We start from the raw sequence: 21,926 nt of genomic DNA, 5'->3' as shown, positions 1-21,926 counted from the left end.
AACGTAGCCCCTGCGGGGCGACATGTCGGTAGCAAGATGCCTCCACTCAGGCGCTAAAGCCCCGGCGGGGCGACATTCGTCGGCCGAGTGTCGCCCCGCCGGGGCTGGAAAAACGGGTTTAGAACGGGTTGACTACCAACGTGCCGCCCCATGGGGGCTACCCTTCTGTAGTCCGCAACTTGAGTTATTTAGGCGGGCTTGACGGCGGCTTTAGCGGTGCGGGCGGCGGTGGCGTTGGGCCTGCGGGCCGACTGGTAGGCGGCGAACAGGGCGGCTTTGGTTTCGTAGCGGGCCAGTTGGCGGGCTTTCCGTGATGGTCTTGCGGCGCGGCGCCGGCCAAAACCAGCTGTTGCCGAACTCTTTCCGTAAGGCAGGGTGTTGGCCCCGTACTTCCACCATCTCCCGTTTTGCTTATGACCACGCTTCCGATTGTTACGCTGCTGGGCGGTAGTTGCCTGTTGGGGTCCGCCGCGTCGGCGCCCCGGCCCACCGAAACCCAGGCGGTAACGGTGGTGGTTTCGTCGCTGGTGTCTACCACTTCCACCGTGAAGCTGTACTTCTACAACACTCGCGACGGCTTTCTCAAGAGTGGCAAGTGGGCGTTTTCCAAAGCGGTGAAGCCGGCGGGCAAGAGCGAGTTTTCGCTGCCCGTGGACCTGCCCACCGGCGAGTGGGCCGTGGCCATCACCCAGGATTTGAACAACAACGACAAAATTGACAAGAACTTCGTCGGCATTCCCACCGAGCCCTACGCGTTTTCGAACAACGTGCGCCCCACCCTCGCCGCGCCCGACTTCAACGAATGCAAGTTCATGGTGGACGGCCCCGGCAAGGTCGTGAGCATCGTGCTGAAAGACTGAGAAGCTGCTTGCATTAGAATGGGAGGCCGCCGAAACGCATCCCGGCAAAGCGGCTCGTTCGGCGAGGATAAGGTGCTGCGCAAGCGGGCACCAGATGAGCAGGACAGCCGGGCGCAGTGTGACAGTCCGTGTCAACTTGCTTCCCGAAACTTTTCGCCGCGTCAGTTTCTTCTAGCTCCTTCCAAAGCTTCAAAAACGCATCGGTATGAAAGTTGAAATCTGGTCCGACGTGGTGTGCCCGTTCTGCTACATCGGCAAGCGCAAGTTCGAATACGCCCTGGCCCAGTTTGCCCACCGCGACGCGGTGGAGGTAACCTGGCGCAGCTTCGAGCTAAACCCCGAACTGCGGCCCGTGCCCGGCGAGAGCAGCTACGAGTCGCTGGCCAAGAACAAAGGAATTTCGGTGGAGGAAAGCCGCAAAATGAGCGACTACGTGACCGCCGCCGCCCACGAAGTGGGCCTGCACTACGACTTCGGGCGCGCCATTCCCGCCAACACTTTTCTGGCCCATCAGCTCATCCACTTCGGGGCCCACCACGGCCGGCAAGACGCCACCAAGGAGCGCCTGCTGGCCGCCTACTACACCGAAGGCCAGAACGTGGGCGACCCCGACACCTTGGCGAAGCTGGCCGCTGAAGTGGGCCTCGATGCCGCCGAGGCCCGCGCCGCCCTCACCGCCGGCACCTACGCCGAAGCCGTGCGCCACGACGAGTACCAGGCCCGGCAAATCAACGTGCGCGGCGTGCCCTTCTTCGTGTTCGAGGACAAGTACGCCGTGTCGGGCGCCCAGCCCACCGAGCTGTTCGCCGAAGTCCTGGAAAAGGTATGGGACGAGTTCAAGCCCGCGCTCACCGTGGTAGCCGACGGCGCCGCCTGCGGGCCCGAGGGCTGCGACTGAACGCGGCGCTTAATGAAGAATGAGGAATGAAGAATTTGCAATGAGCAAAAAGAACGTCATGTCGAGCTTGCCGAGACATCTCGCTTACATCGTTGCATTAATTGAGTTACCACCCCACGCGAGATGCTTCGGCAAGCGTACGCCAGATGAAGCATGACGTTGTTTTTGCTCATTCCTCATTAAGCGCAGCGTTCAGCAGCATGGGAATGTGCGGGATGCCGTCCTCCAAGTACCCCTCGCCGCACCGCGTAAAGCCGAAGCCCTGGTAAAATCTTTCCAGGTACTGCTGCGCGCCAATTTTGATGGGCTGGGGACCGAACAGCACGTCGCATTGGGCAATGGCTTGGCGCATGAGCTCCTGCCCCAGGCCGTGCCGCCGCTGCGCGGGCGCCACAATCACCCGGCCAATGGCCACCTGCTCGTAGCTCCGGCCCGCGTCGAACAGGCGGGCGTAGGCGGCCAGGTCGCCGGCTTCGGTGTGGCCCAACAGGTGGTACGCCTGGTCGTCCTGCCGGTCCAGGTCCTGGAAGGGGCAGTTTTGCTCCACGATAAACACTTCCACGCGCAGGCGCAGCAGCTCGTACAGCTCGGTCAGGGTCAGCTCGGCGAAGGGCTTGAGGGTCCAGTGGAGGGTCATGCGGCGGTTACTCTTTGGGCATGCGGGCCACGTCGGGCAGCGTGAGCACGCGGTAGGGGATGCCCAGGCGGGCGGCGTTCTGCTCCACCGTGTCGGGAAAGCCGGCCTCCTGGCGGCGCGCGTTTACGCCCGCGGCGTCCTGGATGGGCCAGATGAACGGTGGCTGGGGCTCGCGCCGGCCGGTGGCGGGGTTGGCGACGCTGTAGCCCATGCCCTGCGTGCCGTACAGTTGCTCTTTGCCGGCGCGCATGAGCTGGCGGTCCAGCATCTGGGCGTAGAGGAAAAACGGCAATTCGCCCCGCTTGGCGGCGGTTTTGATGACGGGCAAGTAGCGTTCAATGTCCGGCGAGTGCTGGATGACGGCCCAGGTGGCTTCGTTGGTGGGGGCGCCCACCAGCGCCCGGCCGGGGTAGCCGTACTGCTGGATGATGGCCCGCACCCGCAGCAGATTGGTCGAGTCGGTTTGCAGCATCCGGCGGGTGAGGTAGGTGGCCAGCGCCGCTTTCGTCACGCCCAGGGCGGCGGCCAGCGAGTCGGGCCGGCGGCTGACGCGCGGGCTGAACAGCAGGGCCCGCCAGCGCTGGTCCACCGCGTAAATGCTGTCCAGCTCCCGCTTCAGGCCCGCGTTGAAGCGGGTTTGGGCCGGGGCGGGCCGGACCAAAAGCAGCAGGAGCAGGGCCAGAACGAATTTCATGCGCGGTGGTAAGGTGAGCGCGGGCAAATAACGGCACGGCCACGAAAAAGCCGGGCCCGTCGCGGCGGCGACGGGCCCGGCTCGGCCAAACGCCCGGCGCGGGCGGATTACTTCTTCGGGTTCGCTGGCGAGGAGTTGTTTTTCGACATCGACTCGATGTTGCCGCTGCCGGTGGGCTTGCGCTGGCCGGCTGTTTTGGGGCCGGAGCTGGAGCGCGACGCCCGGGTGGCGCCCGTGGCCGGCGCGGTGTTCACCTTCTGGGGCCCGCTGTCTTTGCCGGCGCTTTCGGTGGAGTAGTTGGGCGCCACGGTGGTAGCGGAGGGCGCCGAGCTTTTTTTGGTGTTGGCGCCGGCGCGGCTGGCGGCGGCCCCCGAGCCGGGCTGCGCCGAAGCGGTGGTGATGCCAGCGGCCAGGGCGGCCAGGAGAAGGAGCTTTTTCATTGGGATAACCGGAAGAAGGAATGTGTAAGGTGACTAACAGGGCGGGCGGCACATTGTCCCGGCCACCGCCAATAAAAAAGCCACCGTTCCGCTTACGCCGCCACCGCCTCCTCGCTGCCCAGCTCGGCCAGCACCCGCTTGGCCTGCTGAATGGAGCGCACTTCCTCAAACGTGACGATGAGCTGCTCCTTCTTCTCCTTCAGGCTGGCCGTGCGGGCGTGCGTCTGCACGTAGTTGAGGATAGTGCCGAACTGCTCGCCCTGGAAATACGCCTGGTGCTCCTCGCCGGCCGGCAAAAAGCCCTTCAGCGTGTCGCGCTTGAGCGTGATTTTGGCGAAGCCCACCGCGCAGGCCTGCCAGCGCAGCCGCACGATGTCGGCCAGCTGCTCCACCTCGGGCGGCAGCGGCCCGAACCGGTCCACCATGCTGCCGAGCAGCTTGCGCAATTCCTCCGGCTGCTGGGCGCGGTCGAGCTTGGCGTAGAGCTGCAGGCGCTCCGACACGTTGCTCACGTACCGCTCCGGGATGAGGACCTGCTGGTCGGTTTCCACGTTGCACTCGTGGCTGCGGCCCGCGCCGGCGGCCAGCTGCAAGCGCTGGTTCGAGTCGCCCAAAAACAGCTCCCGGAACTCGGTTTCCTTCAGCTCCGTCACGGCCTCGTCCAGAATCTGGTGGTAGGTTTCGTAGCCCAGGTCGTTGATGAAGCCCGACTGCTCGCCGCCCAGCAGGTTGCCCGCCCCGCGAATGTCGAGGTCGCGCATGGCCACGTTGAAGCCCGCGCCCAGGTCCGAAAACTCCTCCAGCGTGCTCAGGCGCTTGCGGGCGTCGGCGGGCAGCTGCGCCACCGGCGGCGTGAGCAGGTAGCAGTAGGCCTTGCGGTTGGAGCGGCCCACGCGGCCGCGCATCTGGTGCAGGTCGCTCAGGCCGGCCAGGTGGGCGCGGTTGATGATGATGGTGTTGGCGTTGGGAATATCGAGGCCGCTTTCGATGATGTTCGTCGAAACCAGCACGTCGTACTCGCCCTCCACGAACTTCATCATGCGCTTTTCCAGCAGTTCGCCGTCCATCTGCCCGTGGGCGTAAGTGATTCTGGCGTCGGGCACCAGGCGCAGAATCGTGCCGGCCATTTCCTCGATGTCCTTCACGCGGTTGTGCACGAAAAACACCTGCCCGCCGCGCTTCAACTCCCGCGCCACCGCGTCGCGAATCAGAATCTCGTCGTACACGTGCAGCTCCGTGCTCACCGGCTGCCGGTTGGGCGGCGGCGTGGCAATCACGCTCAGGTCGCGGGCGCCCATCAGCGAGAAGTGCAGCGTGCGCGGAATGGGCGTGGCCGAGAGCGTGAGCGTGTCCACGTTCACCTTCAGCTCCTTGAGCTTGTCCTTGGTCTTGACGCCGAACTTCTGCTCCTCGTCAATAATGAGCAGGCCCAGGTCCTTGAACTTGATGTCCTTGTTCGTGAGCCGGTGCGTGCCGATGAGAATGTCGGTTTTGCCCTCCGCCACGCGCTGCAAAGTCTCCTTAATCTGCTTGGTCGATTTGAAGCGGTTGATGTATTCCACCGTCACGGGCAGCGTGGCCAGCCGGTCGCGGAAGGTCTTGTAGTGCTGCATGGCCAGGATGGTGGTGGGCACGAGCACGGCCGCCTGCTTGCCATTGGCCACCGCCTTGAACGCGGCCCGGATGGCAATTTCCGTCTTGCCAAACCCCACGTCGCCGCAAATCAGGCGGTCCATGGGGTGGGGCTGCTGCATGTCCTGCTTCACGTCCTCGGTGGCCTTGGCCTGGTCGGGCGTGTCCTCGTAGATGAAGCTCGATTCCAGCTCGGCCTGCATGAAGTCATCGGCGGCGAAGGCGAACCCCGGTGCCGTCTTGCGCTTGGCGTACAGCCGAATGAGGTCGGCCGCAATGTCCTTGACCTTCTTCTTGACCGACTTTTTCTTGTTCTCCCACTCCGGCGAGCCCAGCTTGCTCATCGTCGGCGGCGTGCCCTCGGCCCCGCTGTACTTGGCAATCTTGTGCAGCGAGTGGATGCTGACGGTGAGCAAGTCGTCGTCCCGATAAACGAGCCGAATAGCTTCCTGAATCTGCCCATTAATCTCCACCTGCGTCAGCCCGGCGAAGCGCGCAATGCCGTAGTCCTGGTGCGTCACGTAGTCGCCCGGCTGCAGCGTTTTCAGTTCGCGCAGCGTCAGGGCTTTCTTCTTGGAGAATTTGCGCGTTTCCTGCGCCCGGTAGTAGCGCTCGAATAGCTGGTGGTCGGTGTACACGGCCAGGCCCAGGTCCTCGTCCAGGTAGCCCTCGCGCAGCGCCAGCAGCAGATGCTGAAACTGCACATTGTTGTCCAGTTCGTCAAATATGGTCCGCAGCCGGTCGGCCTGGCGTACGGTGTCGGCGGTAATTATCGAAGTAAACCCGCGTACCTGGTTTTCCTTCAGGTTCTTCACCATCCGCTCGAACTCCTTGTTGAAACTCGGCTGCGGCTTGGCCGTGAACTGAAAGGTGTCGGCGTTCTTGAAGTGAAACCGCTTGCCGAACTCCACCACCGCAAACTCATCGAGCAGCTTCTTGAAATTCCGGCCCGATTCAAACAAGTCGCCCGGCTTGCTCACGATTTGCATGCCGCCGGCCTCGCTCAGCATCCGCTGGAAGTTGGCCTCGGCTTTCTCGAACAAGTCCGCCACGACGTCCAGCGTCTGCCGCACGTCTTTGGCCCAAATGCAGGCCGTGCGGGGCAGAAAATCAAAGAAGGCTTCCCGCGTTTCGGTCAGCATCTTGGTTTGCACGTTCGGGATGATGCTGATGCTGGGCCGCGGCTCCACCGACAGTTGCGTCTCCGGGTTGAACGTGCGAATGCTCTCTATCTCGTTGCCAAATAACTCCAACCGAAACGGCAGCTCATTCGCGTAGCTGAACACGTCCACAATGCCGCCGCGCACGGCGTACTGGCCCGCCTCGTACACAAAATCCGTCTTCTCAAAGTCGTATTCGCCCAACAACTCACCCAGGAAATTGACGTCCAGCTTGTCGCCCACTTTCGCATTGAACGTATTCTTAACCAGGCTCTGGCGGTTAATTACCTTTTCCGTCAATGCTTCGGGGTACGTGACGACAAACACGCTGTTTCCGGTCGTGGCCGCGCGGGTCGTGTTCAGGCGGTTCAGCGCCTCAGCCCGCATCAGCACGTTGGCATTCTCCGTTTCGTCGAACTGGTAGGGCCGCTTGTAGGAGCTTGGGAACAGCAGCACCTCGGGTCCCTCGGGCAGCAGGTGCTGCAAGTCGGACAGGAAGTACGCCGCCTCGTCCTTGTCGTGCAAAATGAACACGTGCGGGTGCTGGGCGTGGGCCACGGCGGCCGCCACCACCGCGTCCTGGCTGCCCACTAGCCCGCGCAGGTGCAGGCGCACGCGGCCGGGGTCGGGCTTGGCCGCCCCGCGCAGGCGCGCGGCCAGGGTTTGCAGCTCCGGCGAAAGCCGGTAAAGGCGTAAAAAATCAGCTACTTGCACAGGAAATTCGGGCTTGCGAGGGACAAATACAGTAGCCCGGCCGGGAGAAATTCCGGTCGGGCAACGGCTTACGATACAGCAGAGCGGGCGGTAAGGTTTCCGGGGCGGCCCGTAGCTTCGTGGTTATAGTTGTTAGTTGCTTGTTGTCAGTTGTTAGGTCGGATACCTGCTTTCAGAACAGTCTAACAACTGATAACAAGCAACTAACAACTACGAATGCGCGGCTCCTCCCACCTGGCCATCGGCCTGATTACCGGCGTGGCCATTGCGGGGCTGGTGCCGGGCATCCCGTTTTCGCTGCCCGGCATTGCCCTGGCCGGCTTTTCCAGCCTGGCACCCGACCTCGACCACCCCGACAGTCGGCTAAGCAAGCGCCTGGGCTTCAGTCAGCACTACGTGCGCTGGGCCTTTGCCGCCGGGGCGCTGGCCCTGGGCGCCTACGCCTACCTGCAGCTGCGGCCGGGCGCCGAGCAGCGGCTCTGCTACACGGCGGCGCTGGCCCTTGGCCTCATCGGGGTGGGCATGCAGGGCGGGTCGGCGCGGCGGCTGGCGCTGCTTTTCACCGGCCTGGGCACGGTGGTGGCGGGCCTCTATTCCGAGCAGCTGTGGCTGAGCCTGCTGGGCACGTTCGTGGCGCTGGCGCCCTTCACCTCCCACCGCTCCTGGACGCACACGCTCTGGGCCACCGCCCTCTGGACCTACATCGGCCACCTGGCCGATAAGGACCTGGGCTGGCACGGGGTGGCGCTTTTCGCGGGCGGCGGCTACCTGTCTCACCTCATCGCCGATACGCTCACCAAGGCCGGGGTCAGGTGGTTTTTGCCGCTTGATTCATCGTTTAAGATTCCGCTCATTCGCACCGGCTCGGCCACCGGCAATGTGCTCGAAGTGGCCATTTGCGCGGGCTACGGGCTGCTGGTGCTGGGCCTGGTGGTGGGCCGCATGGAGTTCTAGCGGCCCACCGCCCGCCCGCCGGGGCCGGAAGCGGCGCCATTTTGGCGGGCCCACCTGTTGCATAAGTCAGCTAAGACCATTAGCTTCGCAGCAGATATGCCAATGCGTTAAGGCAGTGTTTGTATTGATTCGTGTTATTGTTAAGCGTTTTCAATCCGCACGGCCCCCCGGCATTCCTTCTTAGAGCCAGTTAACCAGAATTCCGTGCGAGGCCCGCTACTCACAAGGCAAGGCCTCCCACTGCAATAACGCTATACCTACCTGCCAGGCACAAGCGGTGGCGCAAGCGCGTCGCCCCCGCCGGGCAATTCTACCCCATCCCCATTCCGCCGCACACCTTAACACTTTCCTAACTTTACTTAACCCCATAACCATGAACCAGATGAACAGCCCCTTGATTCGGGTTGGTGTCTTCTATGACGGCAACTATTTCCTAAAAATCAGCGACTATTACTATTTCCAGCACGAGCGGAAAGCCCGTATCAGCCTGGAGGGCCTGCACGAATACATCCGCCACCAAGTGGCCGAGGAAGAAGACGTCGACGTGCGACTGGCGCAGATAACCGACGCCCATTTTTTCCGAGGACGCCTGTCCGCCACCGAAGCCCGCGACAAGGACCGCCTGTTTCACGACCGCCTCCTCGATGACATTCTGATGAACCTGGGCGTGCAGACGCACTACATGGCCCTGAAAACCCGCGACGGCCGCTTGCAGGAAAAAGGCATCGACGTGTGGCTCTCGCTCGAAGCGCTGGAGCTGGCCCTGCACAAAACCCTCGACGTGGTGGTGCTCATCGCCGGCGACAGCGACTACGTGCCCCTCATCCGCAAGCTCAACACCGTGGGCACCCGCGTGATGCTGCTCAACTGGGACTTCAAGTACGAAGACTTCAAGGGCGAAACCCGCGTTACGCGCGCCTCGCAGCAACTGCTGGAGCAAGTGACCTACCCGGTGGCCATGCACGACGTGATTGACCGCGGCCTGCAGCAGCAGGACGAAGTGGTGGAAGCCCTGTTCGTGAACCAGTCCGAGCCGGCCGCTTTCGCGCCCAGCACGGCCTCGGCGCCCAAGCTGGCCCGGCCCACCGGCCCCACCGCCGCCGGCCCCGTGGGCACGCTGGGCATGAGCACCATCAAGAACCTGAAAAACGGCTTTGGCTTCGTGGTGATGCCGCCCAACAACCTGTTCTTCAGCTACGCCGACCTCACCGAAGGCGACTTCAACGACCTGCGCGAGGGCGACTGGGTGGAGTTCACCGTCGGCCGCAACCACCGCGACGAGGACTGCGCCCGCAACGTGCGCAAAGTGACAGCCCCGCAGCTGGGCGAGGGCGAAGACGAGTACGAAGCCGTGAGCGAGCACGCCACCACCGCGGAGCTGTAAGGAAGTTAAAAGTTGAGAGTTAAAAGTTGAGAGTTAAAAGTTAAAAAAGCCCGTCTGGTAATCCGGGCGGGCTTTTTTAACTTTTAACTCTCAACTTTTACCTTAACTATTGCTGCATTACGAGCTTGGCAAAGTCCCGCTTGGTGGCCGGGTAGCGGTTGAACGTGCCCAGGCCGCGGGCCACGGCCACGTCCGCCTGGCCCTCTGCTACCCGGTAAATTACGCAACTGCTCACCACCAGCTTGTTGCCGGCGTGGTCCACCACGCCTTTGGCCACCAGCACGTCGTGCAGGTGCACGGCGTGCAGGTAGTTCATCTTGAACTCCACCGTCGAGACGAATTCCAGGCTGGTAAAAGCCAGCGAAAGCGCCGCGGCGCCCAGAGCGGCGTCCATCAGGCCGGCGAGCACGCCGCCGTGGCAGGTGTTGGGGGAGGAGAGGTGCTCGTCGCGGACGGTCATGCGGTACTCGGCCTGCCCGGGCGCGGGCACGGCGAGGGCCATGCCGTTGGCGCGGCCGTAGTGGTTCATGTGGTTGTAGGCGGCCACCATGGCGGCAAGCCCGAGAGCCGGGCGGGAAGTGGAAGGGGTGGAGGCGTCGGACACGGCGGGGTGGGGAATACGGGCGTTTGGGATAGCAAGGTTGGGGAAAATTTGTTTCATTTGCGCCGGGCGGGCTCGCCAAAGTCCGGGTCGGGTCCGCGCTTCACCGTTTTTTCGCCGTTGCCATGTCTGCGTTGCCGCTTACGTTCGCCGAGTTCTATCCGCGCTATTTGCGCGAGCACAGCCGGCGCGGGACGCGGGTGCTGCATTTTGTGGGCACCACGCTGTTTCTGATTTGCTTCGCGATGCTGGTCGTCACCGGGCGATGGGGGTGGCTGGGGACGGGCATCGTGGCGGCCTACGGCCTGGCCTGGGTGGGCCATTTCTTCGTGGAGCACAACCGGCCGGCCACGTTCCAGCACCCGTGGTTTTCGCTGCTGGGCGACTTCCGGCTCTACGCCGACCTGTGGCGCGGGCGCGAAAAATTCTGAGCAGCGGCTTGAGGTAGCTAAAATGGGGTCGGGACGCATCCTGGCACCCCGTCGTTGAACGACTCACTGCACCGGGAGGCGCTAGGATGCGTCGCTACCCCGTGCTGCCGCCAAAGACGGCTAGCTCATCCGGCTTCTAAAGCTGCTTGCGCATCAGGAAATGCGGTATCACGCCAAACAGCGTGTGCGAGGGCCCCACCACCGCGTAGCCCAGACGCGTGTAAAACCCCACCGCCGATTCGCGGGCATGCAGCAGGATTTCGGCCAGGCCGGCGGCCCGGGCTTGCGCTTCGAGGTGCTCCAGCACCCGGCGGCCCAGGCCCGTGCCGGCCGCGTGCGGGGCCACGGCCATGAAGCGGATTTGGCCCCGGTGGGCGTCGGTCCGCTGCAACATGCCCACGGCCAGGGCCACGGGGGCCTCATTAGGGCCTTCTTCGGCCAGCAGCAGGGCGTGCACGGTGGTGGGCTCGTCGTCGGCCGGACAGCGCTCTGAGCCGGGGGGCTGCTGCCAGGGCTGGCGCAGCACGGCGTAGCGCAGCTGGTAGTAGGCGGCCCACTCGGCGGGCGTGCGGGGCGGCGGAACTTGGGCAGGACTGGGCATGGGCGGGACGGCGGGCGTGGGCGGCGCAACCACGGCCGGTGCGGCACGTTACCTTTGCGCCCCGGCCGTGGCCGGTATATTTCAAAATTACTCCCCTTTCGCCATGGCATCCTTCGACATCGTGAGCAAAGTAGACCCGCAAACCCTGGAAAACGCGGTGAATACGGCCCAAAAAGAATTGCAGACCCGCTACGACCTGCGCGACACCAAGGGCGGCATCGAGCTCAACAAGAAGGAAAACACCATTCTGCTTTCCTCGGAGAATTCCATGCGGGTGAAGGCCCTGGAAGACATCTTGCTGGGCCGCGTGGTGAAGCAGGGCATCGACGGCACCAGCCTCGACTTCTCGGCCGAGGAGCAGCCCAGCGGCAACCTGATTAAGAAGACCATCAAGGTGCGCGCCGGCGTCGACAAAGACTTCGGCCGCAAAATCATCAAGGCCATCAAAGACGCCAAGGTGAAGGTGGAAGCCCAGATGCAGGACGACCAGGTGCGCGTCACGGCCAAAAAAATTGACGACTTGCAGGCCGCCATCGCCGTGCTGCGCCGGGCCGACATCGGCCTGCCCCTGCAATTCGTGAACATGAAAAGCTGACGCTGCGCCCAATGAGGAATGAAGAATGAGGAATGAAGAATTCCCAGGCGACAATTCCTCATTCTTCATTCCTCATTCTTCATTCCACACAGTGTACGATTTCGGAGCCTTCACCCACGCCGCTACCTGGATAAGCTTGGTCACCCTCACGTTTATGGAAATCGTGTTGGGCATCGATAACATCATTTTTATTTCCATCGTCGTCAACCGGCTGGCCAAGGAGTCGCAGGCCCGCGGGCGCACCATCGGGCTGCTGCTGGCCCTGCTGTTCCGCATCGGCCTGCTGCTGAGTATTTCCTGGATTGTGAGCCTGCGGGCCGCGCTGTTCACCATCAACCTACCGCCGCTGGTGAGCAATTTCGCCGTGAGCGGGCGCGACCTGATTCTGCTGGGCGGGGGCTTGTTCCTGATGTACAAGAGCACCACCGAAATCCACACCAAGCTGCAGGGCGAGGAAGACGAGGAGGGCACTGGCGGCGGCCAGGCCACGATGCTGGCCGTGATTGCCCAAATCATTGTCATCGACATCGTGTTCAGCTTCGACTCCATTCTGACGGCCGTGGGCCTGGTCGACAACGTGCTGGTGATGATTGCGGCCGTGATTTGCGCCATGGGCATCATGCTGGCCTTCAGCGGGACGGTAGCCAATTTTGTGAACAAAAACCCCACCATCAAGATGCTGGCGTTGTCTTTTCTCATCATGATTGGCTTCATGCTGGTGATGGAAGCCGCCCACAAGGAAATCGAAAAAGGCTACCTCTACTTCGCCATGGCCTTCTCGCTGATAGTGGAAATGCTGAACCTGCGCCTGCGCAAAAAGAGCAAGAGCAAGCCGGTGAAGCTGCGCGACTCGCAGTACGACTAGGGGCCGTGTTCAGCAACCCGCCGATGCAATCGACTGCTTAAAGAGGTTTCAAAAACTGTGTACCGCGTGAGGTGGAGACGCATACTTGCGTCTCGTCATTGGACGTGACAGCAGCGTGGTCGAAACAACGACGAGACGCAAGTATGCGTCTCTACGCCCCGTACAGCAACCTGGAAACCGCTACAGCGCAACCACCGTGTCGGCCTGGTCCAGCACCCGCTGCCGGGCCAGCTCCAGCAGGCGGCGGTTCAGCTCGGGGCGGTGCTGGCGGTAGAAGGCGTATTCGGCCGACGTGAAGAGGCCGGTTACCAGGCCCACCACGGTGTAGCGCAGCTTGGTGTTGCGGGCCAGCAGCTCGGCCAATTGGTGGTGCTGGTCGGTCGGGACCAGCACGATGTGGTGGTCGCGCACGAAATCGGCCACGGCCGCCAGCAGCAGGTCGTTCTGCTGCTTGAGCACCGGGCGCAGCGTGGCGTGCAGAAAAGCGCCGACGGTGTCGGCATCGGCGGGGGCGGCCGCCACGGCGGGGCGCAGGGCCAACAGGGCCGCATCGGGGCGGGAATACGGGGCAGGAAGCATAGGTCGCAAATAACAACAAACAAAAAGCCCCGGCCAATGGCGGCCGGGGCTTTTTGTTGCTACAGCAAAAGTGTTAGTGCTGCACCGATACCTGCCGGCTCACGGTAGCGCCGTCGGGCGTGCGCAGGCGCAGGACGTACACGCCGGGCGTGAGGCCTGCGGTGTTGAAGGCGACGCCTTCCTTGTGCAAGCGGGCGGCCAGCACCTCCTGGCGCAGCACGGAGCGGCCCAGCAAGTCCACCAATTCCAACGAGAGTATGGCGGTGGGGCGGCCGATTTGAGCGCGCACCGTGAGTTGGTCAGTGGCCGGGTTGGGGTAGGTTTCGAGCTGGGCTTCGCGGCTCAGGGCGCGGGCGTTGGCCAGCAGGGTGGAGGGCAGGTCGAAGGCCGCGACCTGGTCGGTGAGCAGGTCCGACGAGCCCTGCTTGGCGCTGAAGCCCATGCCCCGACGGGCAAATACCTGCCAGATGAGCGCTGCATTAGCCCCTTTGTTGTTGAGCGAGTCGGCCTTGAGGATGGCGTTACGGCCGTCGAGGAAGCCCGGGCTGCAGGGCTGGAGCTTGCAGCCGTCGAGCACCAGCTGCAGGCAGATGTTGTTGCCGCCGGTGGCCGCGTACAGGTCCGGGTTGTAGGCGTAGCGGTTAATCAGCGCCCAGTTCAAATCCCATAGCGTGGAGCACCAGATGGTGCCGACAGCGTGCACGGCGGTGTAGGGCGCCACGCCCAAGTTGGCGTAAGTCAGTTCATTGACCGCGAAGTTGGTGGTGTAGGGCCGGGTGCGAATGCCGCCGCCGGTGGTGGGCTGGAACGTTGCAAATGTGCCGATGCCGCGGGGCGTGGTGCCCACGTCGGTGGGCTTGGTGGTGAGCCAGAGGCCGAAGAAGTCGCTCCAGCCCTCGCCCATCTGCTCGCGGTTGCGCAGGCAGGCGGCGTTGGCCGGTCCGCCGGTGAGGCGGTTGCTGATGCCGTGGCCGTACTCGTGGGCGATGATGCCGTTGTCGAAGTCGCCGTCGCGGCGCACGGCCGCGGCCGTGATGGTGACCGGCCCGGTGGCGGTGCGCAGGATGTTGCCGGTGGCCTGCGTCACGGTCAGCACCGGAATGGTGATGGCGGTGGTGATGGTGGCATCGTTGCCGGGCGCGATGGGCGCCGTTGCCGCGGCCGTGTCGGCAATGATGAGCATGGCCGCGCCGGCCAGTTGGGCCTGCAGGGCCTTGGCCTTGAAGGTGCACGTGCCGCGCTTCACCAGCACAATTTTGCCCTGCACCGACAGCCGGGTGGGGTACGGAACACAGCCTTTTAGCAGGTTGCCGGCGGTATCGGCCACTGCCACCACTTCCGCCGTGAGGGGACCGATGAGCTCCAGATTGGCGGCCCAGCCCGCTTCGCTGCCGTTGTACTGGCCCGCAATGGCGGCGGGCGCCGTCACGGTCAGCGGCCGGCCGCCGCTCCACAAGTACATCTGCATGTAAGGCGAGCTCCCATCGGGCGGCGTGCCGAAGTTGGCGTTGTTCAGGCCTGAGCCGTCCTGGGCTTCGGCCTGCACCGCGTCCTGCGCCGCGCCGCCGCGGTCGTAGTTGTTCACCTGAAAGTTGCCGCCAAACTCGTGGAAGCCCTTGCGGTACATCACGTCGTGCACCAGGTTGTTCCAGTAGAACAGGTTGGTGATGGCCGCGCTCCGGTTGTCTATCGAAGTGCCCGTGGCCGAGTAGGGAAAGTCGAAGTCGAGCGTGGGCCCGCCGTCGGGCGAGAAGCTCAGGTCGCTGGTGTCGCGGTCGGCGCGGTCGTCGTAAGCGGCCACGTTGTTGCCGCGCGTCAGGGTGCTTTCGGGGCCGGTCTGGCCGTTGGTGTCGTGCCAGCCGAAGGGCGAAGGTGCGCCAATGTTCGGGGTGACGGGCGCGGCGTTGGTCGCGTTGGTCACCACCTGGCGGGCGCCGTGGCTGGGGCTTTCGATGGTGATGGGCCACACGTGGTAGCTATTGGGCACGCCCGAGCGGGCGGCGGTGCCGGCCACCGGCGCCGGAGCGTTGGGCCGGGCGGCGCTGGCGGCCGTGGGCGCGGCGGCCAGCGCCAGCGGGGTCGGCTCCGAGATGATGTAGTCGGTCTGGTCGAGCAACTGGCCGGTCTGGGCGTCTACGCGCACGTTCCAATAGTGGGCGCTGCGGGTGGGGAAGAAAGTCACGTCCCAGGCCAGGCGCAGGGCGCCATCGGCCAGCGGCTGGTACACGAGCTTGACCGGAATGTCGACCCGCGACATGCCGCCGTTGCTCAGCAGCAGGCCCGCGGCGGGGGCGCCTTCGCGCAGCACCCGCAGGTTGCGGGGCGCGGGGGCTCCCACGGCCCGGGCGGCGGCGGCCACGGCCTGCACCGGCGCCAGGCTGGGCGCCGTCGGCACCGTCCGCAGCTTGCCGGCCAAGTCGGCCACGAAGTTCTGGTGCTCCCCTACGAGGCGGCCGGCGCGGTCGAGGTGCACGTCGGCCACGGCGCCCATCACCTCCACGCCCTGATGGCGCTGGCGCAGGTAGAGGTGCGTCACCCCGTTGTGGGCGTCGGTGTACTGACTTGTCACGAGCGGATTCAGGACGTCGGCGTCGCGCAGGCCGCTCTCGCGGCTGGCCCGCTGGGCGAACTGGCGCAGCCCGGCCTGCACGGCCGCCGGAGCTGGCGTGCTGGCTCTGTTGCTGGCCTGCGCGCGGGCCGTGTTCGGCAGGCTACTGCCCACGGCCAGCAGCGCGGTTGCCAGCAGGGCCGCCCGGCCCCGAATAGAAGTGGAAAAGATTGTCATCAAAAGCGGAAGGGGTGTAAGGAAGAAAAGTGTGAAGTGCGGCGCATTGGCCGCGACCAAAGTTAACGCGGGGTTAATAACCATCACAGCGTTGCCGCAGGAAATAGCGCAATTCGTTAAAAAAATATCAAAGTATAGCGCGTCGTTTTGTTAAAAAGGCAGTGCCGCGGCTCACGCCGCCCACACCCGGAGCTTGGTCAGCGCGTCCCAGAGCACCACGCCCGCGGCCACGCCCACGTTGAGCGAGTGCTTGGTGCCGAACTGCGGGATTTCCACGGCCACGTCGCACAGGGCCAGCACGACATCGTCCACGCCGAATACTTCGTTGCCCAGCACCAGGGCCAGCGGCCGGCCGGCGGCCGGCTGAAACTGCGGCAGGGCCACGCTGCTGGTGGTTTGCTCCACGGCCACCACCTGGTAGCCGGCCTGCCGGAGGGCGGCCACGGCGGTAACCGTTTCGGCCGCGTATTCCCAGGCCATGGATTCCTCGCTGCCCAGCGCCGTCTTGGTGATTTCGCGGTGCGGCGGGCGCGGCGTGATGCCGCAGAGCCAGATGCGTTCCAGCGCAAACGCGTCGGCGGTGCGGAAGATGGCGCCCACGTTGTGCATGCTGCGCACGTTGTCGAGCACCAAAACCACCGGGCTTTTGGGTGTACTTTTGAAGTCGTCCACCGGCAGGCGGTTGAGCTCGGGCATCGTGAGTTTGCGCATGGAAAGGAGCGCGAACTTTGTGGTTCGCGTTGCGGGTTGGAGGAAGAGAAAAGCGCCGGTACGGCCCGTCAGCGCAGTGGGGCGGCCAGTACAACCGGCAGCTTCCCCGTCGTTTTTAATTACTAACCTTTGCCGGCCGCGGACTACGAAGTTCGCGCTCCTTTGCTTTGTCTGCACCCAAGAAAGAATTCGTTATCAAATCCGTCGGGCCCGACCACATCACCCCCGGCTCGCCCGTCGACACGCCCCTGATGAAGCAGTACTACCTGCTCAAGCAGCAGCACCCCGGCGCGGTGCTCCTGTTCCGGGTGGGCGACTTCTACGAGACCTTCGGCGAGGACGCCGTGACGGCCGCCCGCATCCTCGACATTACGCTCACCAAGCGCGGGGGCGGCACGCCCAACGAAATTCCGCTGGCCGGCTTCCCCCACCACGCCCTCGACAACTACCTGCCCAAGCTGGTGCGCGCCGGGCAGCGCGTGGCCATCTGCGACCAGCTCGAAGACCCCAAACTGGCCAAGGGCCTCGTCAAGCGCGGCATCACCGAGCTGGTGACGCCCGGCGTGAGCATGCACGACAACGTGCTGGAGCGCCGCTCGAACAATTACCTCGCCGCCATTCACTTCGGCAAGGCCGAAGCCGGTATTTCTTTCCTCGACATCAGCACCGGCGAGTTCCTGGTGGCCCAGGGCACGCTGGATTACCTGGGCAAGCTGCTGCAGAACTTCAGCCCCGCCGAAATCCTGTTCTGCAAGAAGAGCCGGGCCGAGTTCGAGCAGCATTTCGGCCCGGACTACTGCACCTACGCGCTGGACGAGTGGGTTTTCGGCAACGACTACGCCCACGACACCCTCACCCGCCACTTCCGCACCACCTCGCTCAAGGGCTTTGGCGTGGACACGTTGAAGGAGGGCATCGTGGCCGCCGGCTGCATTCTGCACTACCTGGCCGAAACCAAGCACGCCGAGCTGGGCCACGTGGCCGCCCTGGGCCGGCTGGAGGAGGACAAGTACGTGTGGCTCGACCGTTTCACGGTGCGCAACCTGGAACTGGTGCACGCCCAGCACCCCGGCGGCGTACCCCTCATCGACGTGCTCGACCAGACCCTGACCCCCATGGGCGCGCGCCTGCTGCGCAAATGGGTGGTGCTGCCGCTGAAGGAAGTCAGCCAGATTCAGCGCCGGCTCGACACCGTGGCCGCGCTGGTGGCCGACGAGGAATTGCTGGCCGACCTCACCCAGCACCTGCGCCAAATCAACGACCTGGAGCGCCTGATTTCCAAGGTGGCCGTGCGCCGCGTGAACCCCCGCGAGTTGCTGCAGCTGGCCCGCGCCCTCGAAGCCGTGGCGCCCATGCGCGAGTGCCTGGCCGCCTCCGGCGTGAAGGCCCTGGTGAAGCTGGCCGACCAGCTCAACCCCTGCGCCGCCCTGCGCCAGGAAATCCTGGCCAAAATCAAGCCCGACGCGCCCCTGCTCACCAACCAGGGCGGCGTGCTGAACAACGGCATCGACCCCGAGCTGGACGAGCTGCGCGCCCTGGCCTTCTCGGGCAAAGACTACCTGCTGCAATTGCAGCAGCGCGAGCAGCGCAACACCGGCATCTCGTCGCTGCGCGTGGCCTACAACAAGGTATTTGGCTACTACCTCGAAGTCACCAACGCCCACAAAGACAAGGTGCCGGCCGCCTGGATTCGCAAGCAGACGCTGGTGAACGCCGAGCGCTACGTGACCGAGGAGCTGAAAACCTACGAGGAGAAAATCCTCAACGCCGAGGAAAAGCTCTTTGCCATTGAGCAGCGCATCTACAACGATTTGGTGCTGGCCGCGCTGGACTTCGTGCCCCAGATTCAGCAGAACGCCCGCGCCATTGGGGTGATGGACTGCCTGGCCAGCTTCGCGCTCACGGCCCGGCAGCAGCGCTACGTGATGCCCGACGTGAACGACGGCCCCGTGCTTGACATCCGCGCCGGCCGCCACCCGGTCATCGAGCGGCAGCTGCCGCCGGGCGAAAGCTACATCCCGAACGACATCTGCCTCAACCAGGACGAGCAGCAGATTGTGGTCATCACCGGCCCAAACATGGCCGGCAAATCGGCCCTGCTGCGGCAGACGGCCCTCATCGTGTTGCTGGCCCAGATTGGCTCCTTCGTGCCCGCCGAAGCGGCCACCGTGGGCATCATCGACAAGATTTTCACCCGCGTGGGCGCCTCCGACAACCTGAGCAAGGGCGAAAGCACCTTCATGGTGGAGATGACCGAAACGGCCAGCATCCTGAATAATCTTTCGGATAGAAGCCTCGTGCTGATGGACGAAATTGGCCGCGGCACCAGCACCTACGACGGCATCAGTATCGCCTGGGCCATTGTGGAGCACCTGCACAACAACCCCCGGGCCCGGGCCAAAACCTTGTTTGCCACTCACTACCACGAGCTCAACCAGCTGGCCGACGACTGCCCCCGGGTGCGCAACTACAACGTGGCCGTGAAGGAAGCCGATGGCCGCATCTTGTTCCTGCGCAAGCTGCAGGTGGGCGGCTCCGAGCACAGCTTCGGCATCCACGTGGCGCGGCTGGCCGGCATGCCCACCTCGGTGGTGCTGCGGGCCAACGAAATCATGCACCACCTCGAAGTGGAGCGCACCAGCACTGCCCCCGACGAGCACACCGAAACCGCCTTCGACGAAGTGCTGGCCGGCCTCGAAGTGCCTGCGGAAGCCGCGACTGGCCCTCATCACCCCATCACCCCGTCACCTCACCACCCCAAGCCCCGCGCCACCACGGCCGTGGCCACGGCGCCCCGCGCCCAGCTCAGCATCTTTGAGCCCTCGGACCCGGCCCTGGAGCGCATCCGCGAGTTGCTCCAGCACCTCGACGTGAACACGCTGACCCCGATTGAAGCGTTGATGAAGCTCAACGAGCTAAAGCTGACGTTGGGAAAATCGTAAATTTTCAGCCTGATAATGAAGCCAAAACACCCCGACAGCACATATTTCCACCCTCACCGCTTGCCCGGCCTGAAAAGCTCCTTACCTTTGTCGAACCATTCAGCGCCCCGAAAGGGGCAATGAACCTCCCGCGAGAGTAGCTCAGTTGGTAGAGCGCGACCTTGCCAAGGTCGAGGTCGCGAGTTCGAACCTCGTCTCCCGCTCTAAATAAGTGCAAAACGCTGTCTTCGGGCAGCGTTTTTTGTTTGATGCCCCTGCCATGGCTGCCGCCCGCAAATGCCGGAGTACCGACGACGAGTTCCGGCAGGCGGTGGCCGAGAGCCTGTCGGTACGGCAGGTGCTGGGCCGCATCGGGCTGGTGCCGGCCGGCGGCAACTACAAAACGGTGCACAACCGGATACTGAAGCTGGGGCTGGACGCCAGTCATTTCACGGGTGCTGGCTGGAACGTGGGAGCCCGCTATCGCAGCTTCGGCCGCAAAGCCGCGATGGCGGAAATATTGGTAGCCAATTCGCCTTATACCTTCACGCATGGATTGCGAGGAAGGCTGCTGAAGGAAGGCTGGAAGAAGTATGAATGCGAAGGCTGCCTGCTCAGCGAGTGGCGCGGACGTCCTATTCCCTTGGAGCTACACCATTTGAATGGCGTAAGCAATGACCACCGAATTGAAAACTTGCAGTTACTTTGCCCCAACTGCCATGCACAGACAAGTAATTACCGCGGCAAGAATATCATAAAGCTTTGAGCCAGAGTGGTGTAATGGTAGCCACGAGGGACTTAAAATCCCTTGTCTTCACGGACGTACGGGTTCGAGTCCCGTCTCTGGTACTATAGTCTAAACCCGGAAGACCCGGAAAACAGCTTCTCGCGTCGCAGAAGCGGTTTTCCGGGTTTTTTGCGTTCGGGCCAATCGGTAGGAACGACGCTTCACGTGGGATGTGCGACGCGAGTCGCGCCCCTCATTACGCCCCTCGTTTTTTTATGACTACCCAATTCATTCTTCGCACCGACCTGATGAATAAGGCCGGGCGATGCCCCGTCCAACTAGTGGCCTACTTCGATGGGTTGCGCCTCAAATGTGCTACTGGCGAGAAGTGCAAGCCCTCGGAGTGGAATGCCAACCGGCAGCGGTTCCGGGGCACGTTTACGGGAGCCGAAGAGGCCAACGACTTCTTGGAACTGCGGGCTAAGCAGGTCAGCGAGTGGTGGCGCAAGGAGCGCGCCGCCGACCGGACGCCCACGATAGCAGGGCTGAAAGCCGCACTGCGGCCGGTAGCCGCGCCAGTAGTGGAGGTGGTGCAGAAGCAATCCATCACAGTGCTGAATACGGAGCACCGGGAGGCACTGCGGGCCCGCGGCTACGCCAACCACACGCTGCGGCAGCGCAAGATGCTGTGCAGTTGGCTGAGCAACTACGAGCGGGACCGGGGCGAGCTGCTGGACCCGACGACCTACGACTTGGCGACGCATGACCGGGTGCTACATTACCTGCGCTTTGACCGCAACCTGGCGCAGAACACCATTGCCTCGTTTGTGCGCGGGCTGAAAGTGTTTCTGCGGTGGTGCCGGGAAGAACGGGGTATGTCGGTGCCGGTGGAGCTGCGCAAGCTGCAAGGGAAGCACGCGGACGTGCTGAAAATGTGGTTGTCGGCCGAGGACCTGGCGGCACTGACCACAGCCATGCTGCCGACCCATCTGACGCGGGTACGGGACGTGCTGCTGTTCTGCTGCTACACTGGGCTGCGCTACTCCGACGTGTGGGCGCTGCAGCCGGGCAACCTGCACGAATGGGACGGGGCGAGGGTGCTGCGGCTGGTGCAAACCAAAACGCGCACCGGCGTGAGCATCTACCTGACGGAAGCGGCCGGGACCATCATCGACCGGTACGCCGGGGACGGGGAGCGGGCCCGGCTGCTGCCGGTGCTGGCCAACCAGGTGATGAACCGGCACCTGAAACAGGTAGGAAAGTATGCCGGGCTGACCGCGCCGGTGGTGGTGACAGAGCGCATAGCGGGGGAAGTGGTGAAAAAGTCAGTGCCGAAATACGAGCTGCTGACCTCGCACACGGCCCGCCACACCTTCGCCACGCAAAGCCTGCTGCGCGGGATGCCGGTGGAAGTGCTGCAGAAGGTGATGGGCCACGCCAAGATTCAAACCACGCTGATTTACGCCAAGGTGGTGGAGGACCTGCAGCACCAGACCATGCGGCGCATCTGGGAGAATAAGGACGCGGCTGCTGAGAACGTCGGGATGCGGGCCAGCCAGATTTGCGCGGTGGAGCCCTCGGCCGCACGAGCATAGCGTGTCTCGTCCGTCCAGAGCTGTACACTAGTTCTGAATTCCATGAACGAGAATCGGCCGCGCAAGGAGCGCCAGAAATATGAGATTTATTCAATGGCCGTCCGGCTGGAAGTTGTGCGCCTGGTGGAGTCGGGCCACTTGC

At 63.7% G+C, this 21,926-nt stretch carries 19 protein-coding genes and 2 tRNA genes; 12 read left to right on the top strand and 9 right to left on the bottom strand.

Going from position 1 to position 21,926, the window contains the following annotated elements; all coding sequences use genetic code 11:
- Positions 1–413: 413 nt before the first annotated feature.
- Both RMO51_RS21965 and RMO51_RS21960 read left to right on the top strand, forming a co-directional pair.
- The gene (locus tag RMO51_RS21965) at positions 414–860 is read left to right on the top strand and encodes a DUF2141 domain-containing protein (RefSeq protein ID WP_310398132.1); all 447 of its coding nucleotides are present in this window, start codon (positions 414–416) and stop codon (positions 858–860) included.
- 205 nt (positions 861–1,065) lie between these two features.
- Positions 1,066–1,758 (top strand): DsbA family oxidoreductase, encoded by a 693-nt coding sequence (locus tag RMO51_RS21960; protein ID WP_310398131.1) that lies wholly within the window; start codon positions 1,066–1,068, stop codon positions 1,756–1,758.
- 169 nt (positions 1,759–1,927) lie between these two features.
- Here RMO51_RS21960 and RMO51_RS21955 read toward each other — a convergent pair whose 3' ends face one another.
- The 4 genes from RMO51_RS21955 to mfd all read right to left on the bottom strand — a co-directional run bounded on the left by RMO51_RS21955 (position 1,928) and on the right by mfd (position 7,035).
- Complete coding sequence (locus RMO51_RS21955; protein WP_310398130.1) at positions 1,928–2,395, bottom strand: GNAT family N-acetyltransferase; 468 nt, start codon at positions 2,393–2,395, stop codon at positions 1,928–1,930.
- Positions 2,396–2,402: 7 nt separating this feature from the next.
- Positions 2,403–3,089, bottom strand: coding sequence for a DUF6624 domain-containing protein (locus tag RMO51_RS21950; protein ID WP_310398129.1), 687 nt, complete (start codon positions 3,087–3,089; stop codon positions 2,403–2,405).
- A 107-nt stretch (positions 3,090–3,196) separates the two neighbouring features.
- Entirely contained in the window at positions 3,197–3,529 is a 333-nt protein-coding gene (locus RMO51_RS21945; protein WP_310398128.1) for a hypothetical protein, read from the bottom strand.
- 92 nt (positions 3,530–3,621) lie between these two features.
- Positions 3,622–7,035 (bottom strand): transcription-repair coupling factor, encoded by a 3,414-nt coding sequence (gene mfd / locus RMO51_RS21940; protein ID WP_310398127.1) that lies wholly within the window; start codon positions 7,033–7,035, stop codon positions 3,622–3,624.
- 216 nt (positions 7,036–7,251) lie between these two features.
- Between mfd and RMO51_RS21935 the strand changes: the two genes are divergently transcribed.
- Positions 7,252–7,989, top strand: a complete 738-nt coding sequence (locus tag RMO51_RS21935; RefSeq protein WP_310398126.1) for a metal-dependent hydrolase — start codon at positions 7,252–7,254, stop codon at positions 7,987–7,989.
- Between the two features lie 382 nt (positions 7,990–8,371).
- A complete protein-coding gene (locus tag RMO51_RS21930; RefSeq protein ID WP_310398125.1) occupies positions 8,372–9,373 on the top strand; it encodes an NYN domain-containing protein in 1,002 nt (333 codons plus the stop codon).
- Between the two features lie 106 nt (positions 9,374–9,479).
- On the opposite strand, the gene RMO51_RS21925 is transcribed toward RMO51_RS21930, so the two are convergent.
- Complete coding sequence (locus RMO51_RS21925; protein ID WP_310398124.1) at positions 9,480–9,977, bottom strand: PaaI family thioesterase; 498 nt, start codon at positions 9,975–9,977, stop codon at positions 9,480–9,482.
- Between the two features lie 122 nt (positions 9,978–10,099).
- On the opposite strand from RMO51_RS21925, the gene RMO51_RS21920 reads away from it, so the two are divergent.
- Positions 10,100–10,405 (top strand): DUF962 domain-containing protein, encoded by a 306-nt coding sequence (locus tag RMO51_RS21920; RefSeq protein ID WP_310398123.1) that lies wholly within the window; start codon positions 10,100–10,102, stop codon positions 10,403–10,405.
- A 136-nt stretch (positions 10,406–10,541) separates the two neighbouring features.
- On the opposite strand, the gene RMO51_RS21915 is transcribed toward RMO51_RS21920, so the two are convergent.
- Entirely contained in the window at positions 10,542–11,006 is a 465-nt protein-coding gene (locus tag RMO51_RS21915; RefSeq protein WP_310398122.1) for a GNAT family N-acetyltransferase, read from the bottom strand.
- A gap of 103 nt (positions 11,007–11,109) precedes the next feature.
- On the opposite strand from RMO51_RS21915, the gene RMO51_RS21910 reads away from it, so the two are divergent.
- Both RMO51_RS21910 and RMO51_RS21905 read left to right on the top strand, forming a co-directional pair.
- Positions 11,110–11,601: a YajQ family cyclic di-GMP-binding protein gene (locus RMO51_RS21910; protein ID WP_310398121.1), complete on the top strand. Its 492-nt coding sequence runs from the start codon at positions 11,110–11,112 to the stop codon at positions 11,599–11,601.
- 91 nt (positions 11,602–11,692) lie between these two features.
- Complete coding sequence (locus RMO51_RS21905) at positions 11,693–12,466, top strand: TerC family protein (protein WP_310398120.1); 774 nt, start codon at positions 11,693–11,695, stop codon at positions 12,464–12,466.
- Positions 12,467–12,646: 180 nt separating this feature from the next.
- Here RMO51_RS21905 and RMO51_RS21900 read toward each other — a convergent pair whose 3' ends face one another.
- The 3 genes from RMO51_RS21900 to RMO51_RS21890 form a co-directional block, all read right to left on the bottom strand.
- Complete coding sequence (locus RMO51_RS21900; RefSeq protein WP_310398119.1) at positions 12,647–13,045, bottom strand: hypothetical protein; 399 nt, start codon at positions 13,043–13,045, stop codon at positions 12,647–12,649.
- A 73-nt stretch (positions 13,046–13,118) separates the two neighbouring features.
- A complete protein-coding gene (locus RMO51_RS21895) occupies positions 13,119–15,830 on the bottom strand; it encodes a M36 family metallopeptidase (protein WP_310398134.1) in 2,712 nt (903 codons plus the stop codon).
- A 171-nt stretch (positions 15,831–16,001) separates the two neighbouring features.
- Positions 16,002–16,541, bottom strand: coding sequence for an RNA methyltransferase (locus tag RMO51_RS21890; RefSeq protein WP_310398118.1), 540 nt, complete (start codon positions 16,539–16,541; stop codon positions 16,002–16,004).
- 251 nt (positions 16,542–16,792) lie between these two features.
- Between RMO51_RS21890 and mutS the strand changes: the two genes are divergently transcribed.
- From mutS to RMO51_RS21865, 5 genes are all read left to right on the top strand, one after another.
- Positions 16,793–19,483 carry a DNA mismatch repair protein MutS gene (mutS, locus tag RMO51_RS21885; protein ID WP_310398133.1) on the top strand — a complete coding sequence of 897 codons (2,691 nt, stop codon included), beginning with the start codon at positions 16,793–16,795 and terminating at the stop codon, positions 19,481–19,483.
- Positions 19,484–19,613: 130 nt separating this feature from the next.
- A tRNA-Gly gene (locus RMO51_RS21880) sits at positions 19,614–19,686 on the top strand.
- Between the two features lie 8 nt (positions 19,687–19,694).
- Positions 19,695–20,228 carry an HNH endonuclease signature motif containing protein gene (locus RMO51_RS21875; RefSeq protein WP_310398117.1) on the top strand — a complete coding sequence of 178 codons (534 nt, stop codon included), beginning with the start codon at positions 19,695–19,697 and terminating at the stop codon, positions 20,226–20,228.
- Positions 20,229–20,311, top strand: a tRNA-Leu gene (locus tag RMO51_RS21870).
- A gap of 153 nt (positions 20,312–20,464) precedes the next feature.
- Positions 20,465–21,784, top strand: a complete 1,320-nt coding sequence (locus RMO51_RS21865) for a site-specific integrase (protein WP_310398116.1) — start codon at positions 20,465–20,467, stop codon at positions 21,782–21,784.
- The last annotated feature ends 142 nt before the right edge of the window (positions 21,785–21,926 follow it).

The sequence above is a fragment of the Hymenobacter sp. genome, assembly GCF_031398885.1.
In the GTDB taxonomy this organism is placed as follows: domain Bacteria; phylum Bacteroidota; class Bacteroidia; order Cytophagales; family Hymenobacteraceae; genus Hymenobacter.
Note: the sequence above shows the minus strand (reverse complement) of the source record. Positions and strands in the feature narration are given on the sequence as shown.